This is a genomic window from uncultured Novosphingobium sp., from assembly GCF_964277725.1.
Taxonomy (GTDB): Bacteria; Pseudomonadota; Alphaproteobacteria; order Sphingomonadales; family Sphingomonadaceae; genus Novosphingobium; species Novosphingobium fluoreni.
Genome location: NZ_CAXYKL010000047.1, coordinates 1 through 7785 on the forward strand (window position 1 = coordinate 1; position 7785 = coordinate 7785).

Consider the following 7785-nt stretch of genomic DNA (forward strand, 5'->3'; position numbering starts at 1 on the left):
GCCTCCTCTCACGATCGGAGTGAGGCGCACTTTCTGATGCGCGGTTGGCGCAACCATGCCGCCCTCCGCGTTCGTCACGCCAACCGGCTTCCTACCTGCCTAACGGAATAGCAAGGATCTTTCGCTAGCCTGATGCTCACGACCTCTTTGGCTGATCAACACTTTGCCCTTCACCACGACAGAGCCGGTCACAGATCACGTTTACGTGGCGCAAGTTCGCAGCTTGTTTTCCAGCGTTGCGCCATCGAGCGCGATGGCCGCGATCTTTCTTCTGAATGTGTGGATCGCTTTTGAGAAAACGCAGATTGGTGCGTTCCTGGTAATTGGTCTATTGGGAACCGCGCTGAATGGCTGGCGTATCGCAACGGCGATGATGCTACGCGACAAGGCCTTCGCGCCGCTGGTTTCTCGTCAAGAGGCGGCTCGGCTGGAAGCTCGCTTTGCGATCCCCTACATCGGGTTTGCACTTGTCATGAGCGTCTTTTGCGGACTGGTGTTTCGCGCATCCCAGCCTGAATTGCACATGATCACGGTGTGCCTGGCGGTGGGATATTGCGCAGGCGTGGCGGCCAATTGCGGGCTACGCCCCGGATTGGCAATCACCAGTATCATCCTCGCGATGGCACCGATCATCGTCTTTTCCGTGCTCAAGGAAGAGGAGACCTATGCGGCGATGGCGATAGTCATACTGGCATTGATCGGGGGCGCGGTGCGTTCGATGATCGTACGCTATGACGAATCCCAGACGGAGATCGCGGCGCGGATCTCGTCCGTCAGCATGGCGCGGAGTGATGTTCTGACATCGCTGCCCAATCGCTTGGCCTTACACGAGTTTTTCACCGCGCGGATCGCCCAGTCCGCGCCCGGTACGCAGATGGCGGTCCACTACCTCGATCTCGATGGGTTCAAGCCGGTCAATGATCGTTATGGCCATGCCGCAGGCGATCAAGTCCTTCTGGCCGTAGCGAGGCGCTTGCGCAACACCATGCGCCACACCGATATGGTCGCACGCCTTGGCGGGGATGAGTTCGCCATCGTGCAGCTTGGCATCGTCAACGAGGAAGAGGCCCATAGCCTGGCCTGGCGCGTGCGCGATGTGATACAGCAGCCCTTCCAGATCGACAGCTTCAGCATCTCGCTCACCACCAGCATCGGCACCGTGCTCAATTCAGATCAAGGCGCATCGCTTGATGCGCTGTTGCGGCTCGCCGACGCCCAACTCTACGGCGTGAAGCGCGCGCGGCAGAGAGTTCTGCTGGGGGTGCCGGCCTGAGGCCATCAACCGCGCGACGTGATCGGCGGAATGCTCTCCTTCCCTTGGGTGACACCGAGTGCGCGATCGGCCGCAAAAGAACGAGAAGGCTGACGCTCCTGCAGCTTGTCGCTATGAGGCCGCGATGGACATATCCCGCCCTGACTGCCCTGCCCCGGTCCAAGTCGCTGCCTTGTATCGTTTCGCGCGCTTGCCTCACTGCGCCGATCTGCGCGCACCGTTGCAACGCTTGTGCCTGGAAGAGGGAATTCGCGGCACGCTGCTTTTGGCCAGCGAGGGGATCAACGGCACGATCGCGGGCTCGCCTGAGGGTATCTCGCGCGTGCTGAACCACATCCGCGCCCTGCCCGATTGCGCCGACGTTGATGTCAAATTGTCGAGCGCGTCGGCCATGCCGTTCCACCGGATGAAGGTACGCCTGAAGCCTGAGATCGTCACGATGGGTCAGCCTGACATCGACCCAGCCGCCAGTGCCGGAACCTACGTCGAGCCGCAGGACTGGAATACGCTGATCGCTGATCCGAATACTATCGTGATCGACACGCGCAATCATTACGAAGTTGCCGTAGGCACGTTCGAGGGTGCGATAGATCCGAAAACCGCGCGCTTTCGCGACTTCCCGGAGTGGTTTCGCAACGAACGCGGACGCCTGCTAGGCTCTGGCACCCCGCCCAAAGTCGCGATGTTCTGCACCGGCGGCATCCGGTGCGAAAAGTCCACGGCCTTTCTGAAGGCAGAGGGTGTGGAGGACGTCTATCACCTCAAGGGTGGGATTCTGAAATACCTGGAAACCGTGCCCGAGGAGCAGAGCCTGTGGCGCGGCGAGTGCTTCGTGTTCGATCAGCGCGTCACGATCGGTCACGGTCTGGCCCAAGGTACGTACACGCTGTGCCATGCCTGCCGCCGCCCCGTTCGCGCAGACGACATCGAGTCACCGCTATATGAGCCCGGCGTAAGCTGCCCGGCCTGCCACCACGAACGCAGCGAAGGGCAGCGCGCATCCTACCGCGAACGCCACCGCCAGGAACTTCTGGCCGCCGAACAAGGACGGGCTCATGTGGGCATGGTCAATCCGCGGCCTGACCAAGATGGCCACTGAACCCGTCCTCTACAGCTTCCGGCGATGTCCCTACGCGATGCGCGCCAGACTGGCCCTTGCGGTCAGCGGTATCGCCTACGAACTGCGGGAGGTGAAGCTTTCCGCAAAACCGCAGGCCATGCTGGCAGCCTCGCCAAAGGGCACGGTCCCGGTGCTGGTTCTGGCCAGCGGCGAGGTGATCGATCAAAGCATAGACATCATGCATTGGTCCCTGGCCATAAGTGACCCCGAAGGCTGGCTGGCGCAGGACGACACGGCGCTGATCGCCGCCAACGACGGCCCGTTCAAGCATGACTTGGATCGCTATAAATATCCCGAACGGCACGATTGCGATGCGTTACTACATCGCGAATGTGGGCTCACCTTCCTGAGCACCCTCGACGCCAGGCTTGTACACGCCAACTACCTTTGCGGCCCGACGCGAGGGCTGACAGATGCGGCGATCATGCCGTTCATACGGCAATTTGCCGCGGTGGACCGCGACTGGTTCGATGCGCAGCCCCTTCCCTATCTCCAGAAGTGGTTAGCGGATCACCTTGCGTCCCGATTGTTCGAGGCGGTCATGGTCCGGCTGCCACCCTGGTCACCGGCAAGCGCGCCGAACTGACAGCCTCAAAACGTGTATCGCGCCCCGATCTTTACGGTACGCGGTTCGACCACCCTGCTGAGGCGACCGTCTTCGGGACCGAAGCGGTCAAAGCCCGGAATATAAGACCCGTAGTAGTAGGCGATATCCTTGTCGCGGCTGTTCAGAATGTTGAGCACCTCACCGTAGATCGTGATTTTCCGTCCCTTCCAGGCCCCCCGCGCGTTCAGGACCGTGCTGCCACGATCGCGTACCGAGTTGTCCTCTAGCAACGGATAAGGACCAAGATGGCGGACGCGAATGCTCGCCTCCCATGGGTCCAGAACGATCGAGGCGCCGGCCGAAGCCGCATTCTCAAAGGCGTTGGGAATGCGATCGCCGTTATCGTACCGCGAATGGCTTGCCGTGTAGTTTCCATCGAGCGCCAGCCAAGGCGTCGGACGCCAGAATGCCACTAGTTCGTATCCGTGACGCTTACTGGCGCCGGTGGGCTCCACCGCGTTGGAATCGCCCACGAAGCGCAATTCGCTGCCCACGTTCAGCCACCAGTAAGTGCCCGTCACTGACAATTGGCCGAACTGCAAACGCGCGCCCAGCTCCTTGCCGGTCCCGCGAACCAGCACCGGCACCTGCGTTTCGATGTTGACCGCGCCGCGAACGTCGTTGGAATGGAAACCCCGCCCCCAATTGGCGTAGACCTCAAAATGGGGGCTTAGCTGATACGCGATAGACGCCTTGGGCGAGATGATCGCATCATGTCCCTTGCCTTCGCCCAGCGCCGCGGCAGCCTGATCCCGCGCACGAACGGCGTAATGATAAAAGTCCCCGCGCAGGCCGCCCGTCAGCCGCAGCCCTGGAAGCGGCGTCCACATCGCTTCACCGTAAAGCGCCGCCGATGCTTGCTCCACGTGGTAACGCCCCAGCGAGTACAGGAAGGCCCGATCCGCCGTCCGGTTTACGCCTACGGAGCCAATATGATCATATCGGTTCTCCGTGCCTATCGTGAGCCTAAGGGCGGAGGCGATATTCCATTGCTTGCGCGCATTAAGACCCACCACCCAGCGCTTGTCGAACTGGTGGATTTGCGCACTCGTCCCGTCGGGGTCGGTATACGTCGGGTTCGAGAACATATTCCACGCGTAATACTGCCCGTAGAGGTTCGCGCTCCAGGACGGCTGCTTGATCGCTATATTACCGATTAAGCGTGTCGTCCGTCCGCGCGCGGTGGGATCCGGCGAGCAGAACACGTCCGGGCAGACCGGGCTGCCGATAATTCGCTCCGGGATCTGTTCGGTCGGCCGCCAGGTGGCGCTATAGGCGTGCAGCGATGCTTCCAGGGCGCCCTTCCCCAACGGTCGCGCGTATTTGGCAAAGCCGGCATAGTGGCGCAGATGTTCAGGCTCGTGCCAGGGCCCGTCGTACTGCTTGGCCTGGCCCACCAGCGTCAGCCTGCCGCCCGCGAAGTTCTTGATCGTGCCGCCAGCGGCAAGCCGTGCAGCGCGATAGGAACCGCCTTCAAGGGATACCCATGGTCGATCAAAGCCATCGATCGTGGTCATGTAGGCGGCTCCCGCCAGCGCGAAGTCCCCACCATCTGCACGGTACGGCCCTTTGCGAAAATCCTCCCGTCCGACAATTTCGGGGATCAAGCCGTTCAGGTCCAGATAGCCCTGCCCGTGCCCATGGGTGCGTAAGTTCATCTGCACACCATCGATATATGTCGTGAAATCGGACCCATGATCCAGGTTGAAGCCACGCAGGAAGTACTGGTTGGCCTTGCCGCTGCCCGAGTGCTGGGCCGCCACAAGTCCCGGCACCGCTTCCAACAATTCGGCCACGCGAAGCAGCGGACGCACCAAGAGGTCAGAGCCGGCTATAGTGCCCTCGCTGGCGGCGTGTGCCGTGCCGATCTTGGCCTCCCCTCGCCCAAAGACGACGATATCCTTGGACGCGTCGTCCGCACTCTCTGCCATCGCTGGCTGCGCTAGCATTCCCGCTAGCAGGGTCGCTCCAACAGCTAGTCTTTTCACTCTCACCAGTTTGTCCCGTGTGGTTCTGATACGACGTTGCGCAAAAGCGAACGACGCCTGCAAGTTACGAACGGTTCTGAGAGAGCTGGATCAACGCCAACGAAACGTTACTGCAACGGTGTCGGATCAGGTGACCCAGCATTTTCAGGGGCTTCTGAATAGGCGGAAGGGCCGGTCGCTAATGACGGCAAACCCGGCTTCAGGTTAATTCAGAGAAGGTGAACCCGCTTCTGCGCCCCGGATGACGTTGGCGGATGGAGCCAGTTCGTCGCAACTATTCAAGCCTTAACCGGATACGGGGGGCACAGCCTCTCGATGCGGTCATCCGACGAACGGCAGCGGCGGCGAAACTTGGCGCAACGTTAAATGAGAGGCACTCACCTGCAATGCTCCGTCATTGCCACCAAAATCTGGCCAGACGTCATAGTGCGAGATGGCAGCATCTACGGTTATCGAAGGCTAAGGCAGCGCGCTCATCTGGTTAGCCTTTTGTGCATCCATCGGAAGGGTCTGAGCGAACATAGGCACCTGCAAAAGCTGCGGCATAGCCCGGCGGTTTGGATCCAGATCACGTTCGGAACTTGGATAATGCCAACCGATTTGACAGCCGATCTCAAAACTACGCTTGCCAAAGCGGTCTCGTAAGCGCCGCCTTCGAGGGGGACTGCGACTTCGCACAATCGCATGAAACGATATCCACGATCGGTGCCGTCGCACCTCAAATGAATCGCTAATTTCGGACCATTCATGCTCATCACGCACGTACCAGCAGTTATGAAGCGAAATCGATTATGCTGCACATCCGATAGCGACGGCTTGTAAAGCGTGCGGCGTGACGGGCTATGAACTGATCCTGTTCGCAGCAAAAATTGCATTCGTTGCGAACAAAACGTGCTAGTATTGGATATTATCTTATTCGCTCTCCCGCCCTGTAATCATATCGACGGTGTCTAGGGCGGGGAACAAAGCAAGTCTACAGCAGAGTCATTGTATTTATGAGACATCATCTCAAAAAAATTAAAAGTTTATCTCTGGCGAACTAAAAACGCGCTCATCCTTCACGGCCAATACTTTTCCAAAATTTGGTTTATTGCTGCCTCCGCTTCTTTCCGCTCTCCACCGCCGTTAATCAGGAGCGTCACTTGAATGCCCCGCCGGCCAAAATTTTCCACCGACAGCAATGGTTTTCCGTCTGGAGACGTGACCTTTTCGCCTTTGCCTGACCTTTTGGGGGTTCCTGACCCCTTGGGGGATGGATCCGCAGCTTTGCTGAGCGCCCGTATGATATCAGGCACCGGCATACTCGCTGCCCGGCCATCGTAATTGGATGAGAGCCGCTCAGCTTCAGCAAACACGCGTTGCCGGCGATCATCCGGCTTCAACAGCGGCTTGATGGCCGTCACATGCTTGATACGAAGATCCTGTGGCGCTGGAAATGCCGCCATCAATTCCGGCGGCAATCGGGCGAGATCGAGATATCTGCTCAACCAGCTCTCGGTCACGTTTATCCGTTCCGCCATAATTTTCTGGCGCCCCTCGTAATAAGCCCCGAGGGCACGAAGATAATCTCTGGCCCGTTCCAGATCGGTGAGATCGTCGCGGGCCCGGTTTTCGATGTCCGCAAGACGAAAAGCCTCCTCATCCGTCAGGCTGCGGATGTCGATTAGGAATCGAAAGTCGGGATAGTTGTGCGAGCGGAGCCACGTGATCGTCCAATGCCGCCTCGCACCGCAAATTACTTCAAAATCGTAGGCGGGGTCGTCTTTCACCCGGCGCACTATCGCCGGCATTTCCTGCTTACCTTGGGCCTTGATGCTTTCGATCAGGTCGGAGCAGCGCTCTTCACTGAGAAGCGCGTATTCGCGATTGTGCCCAGCCCACATGCGGCATCGTGCAGGATCAACCAGTTCGTAGGTACGTGAAACCACGCTACCGGTGGCCAGCTCCGCCAAGCGGCTCTCCCGCCCGGAAAGCACGCTGGCACCAATCCCAGGCCGACGAGGAGCTGGCGGTGATGCCGATACGTCGGGATCTATTCCTGCGACCAGATCAGCAGCAAAGCTGGCGTTCTTTTTACTCATGCCCCGCTCTCCTATGGAAATTGCACCGGTGCAATTTGGTCCGCCTCATGCTCGCCCCTCCTTGCGAAGACGAGCGGCATGGCTGGGCCACATCATGCGCACCTCAAGCTCGATCTCGCTGTTGACGCCGTCCAGATCAGCGAGGCAACGATTGCGAACTGCCGAACTCGTGACCGGCCCATCCAATTCGTAAACCGTCATCAATCGCGCCGTGGCGTTATCAATCTCAGCTGAGTCTTTCAGCGGCGTGCGAACGATCCCGTGCCCAAAAATCGTCCGCATCAAGTTCAGCATCTCTTTTTGCATTGACTTGTTTTCATCGACTTTCGAGGCGACGAACCGCAAAAACTTGAGCGTTGGCGCCATGCCGCGATCGGCAAGAGTTTCAATCGTTTCGTCCAACATCGCCAGAAACGCTGCAGTTGACGAAAAATCCATTACGGTCGGAGGTACCGGCACAACTAGCGCGTTCGCCGCCCGGAGTACGGATAAGGAGATCGCTCCCAGAGCTGGGGGAGGATCGAGAACGACCACGTCAAATCGATCGGAAATGCTGGCGATCCCCTGCGCCATACGGTCTATGAGGTTGGCCTGCCCACGGGCCATGCGCGCTGCGATCTCGTACTCGGATTGAAACAGTCGCAAATTTGCAGGTATCAATTCCAACCCATCGAAGTGGGTCTTGCGTAAGGCATAATCTAACGACTCGATGTCAT

6 protein-coding genes are annotated in these 7785 nt (G+C 59.1%); 3 read left to right on the forward strand and 3 right to left on the reverse strand.

Annotation, left to right across the window (positions count from 1 at the left end):
* The first annotated feature begins 205 nt into the window (after nt 1–205).
* The 3 genes from ACHWRX_RS02925 to ACHWRX_RS02935 all read left to right on the forward strand — a co-directional run bounded on the left by ACHWRX_RS02925 (nt 206) and on the right by ACHWRX_RS02935 (nt 2979).
* On the forward strand, nt 206–1273 hold the full coding sequence (locus ACHWRX_RS02925; RefSeq protein ID WP_394658030.1) for a diguanylate cyclase domain-containing protein: 1068 nt from the start codon (nt 206–208) through the stop codon (nt 1271–1273).
* A 124-nt stretch (nt 1274–1397) separates the two neighbouring features.
* Nucleotides 1398–2372, forward strand: a complete 975-nt coding sequence (locus tag ACHWRX_RS02930) for a rhodanese-related sulfurtransferase (RefSeq protein WP_394658031.1) — start codon at nt 1398–1400, stop codon at nt 2370–2372.
* On the forward strand, nt 2362–2979 hold the full coding sequence (locus ACHWRX_RS02935; protein ID WP_288416598.1) for a glutathione S-transferase: 618 nt from the start codon (nt 2362–2364) through the stop codon (nt 2977–2979). Before ACHWRX_RS02930 ends, ACHWRX_RS02935 begins: the two co-directional genes overlap by 11 nt.
* A 5-nt stretch (nt 2980–2984) precedes the next feature.
* Here ACHWRX_RS02935 and ACHWRX_RS02940 read toward each other — a convergent pair whose 3' ends face one another.
* The 3 genes from ACHWRX_RS02940 to ACHWRX_RS02950 form a co-directional block, all read right to left on the reverse strand.
* Nucleotides 2985–4931: a TonB-dependent receptor gene (locus tag ACHWRX_RS02940; protein WP_394658032.1), complete on the reverse strand. Its 1947-nt coding sequence runs from the start codon at nt 4929–4931 to the stop codon at nt 2985–2987.
* Nucleotides 4932–6046: 1115 nt separating this feature from the next.
* A complete protein-coding gene (locus ACHWRX_RS02945; RefSeq protein ID WP_394658033.1) occupies nt 6047–7069 on the reverse strand; it encodes a ParB/RepB/Spo0J family partition protein in 1023 nt (340 codons plus the stop codon).
* Nucleotides 7070–7114: 45 nt separating this feature from the next.
* Nucleotides 7115–7785: AAA family ATPase (locus tag ACHWRX_RS02950; RefSeq protein WP_394658034.1), on the reverse strand; the 671-nt coding region annotated here is incomplete at its 5' end.

What these genes read in the sequence shown, in the direction of transcription:
- ACHWRX_RS02945 (WP_394658033.1), bottom strand. Translation starts at nt 7,069, where the DNA reads ATGAGTAAAAAGAACGCCAGCTTTGCTGCTGATCTGGTCGCAGGAATA.
- ACHWRX_RS02930 (WP_394658031.1), top strand. Translation starts at nt 1,398, where the DNA reads ATGGACATATCCCGCCCTGACTGCCCTGCCCCGGTCCAAGTCGCTGCC.
- ACHWRX_RS02940 (WP_394658032.1), bottom strand. Translation starts at nt 4,931, where the DNA reads ATGGCAGAGAGTGCGGACGACGCGTCCAAGGATATCGTCGTCTTTGGG.
- ACHWRX_RS02935 (WP_288416598.1), top strand. Translation starts at nt 2,362, where the DNA reads ATGGCCACTGAACCCGTCCTCTACAGCTTCCGGCGATGTCCCTACGCG.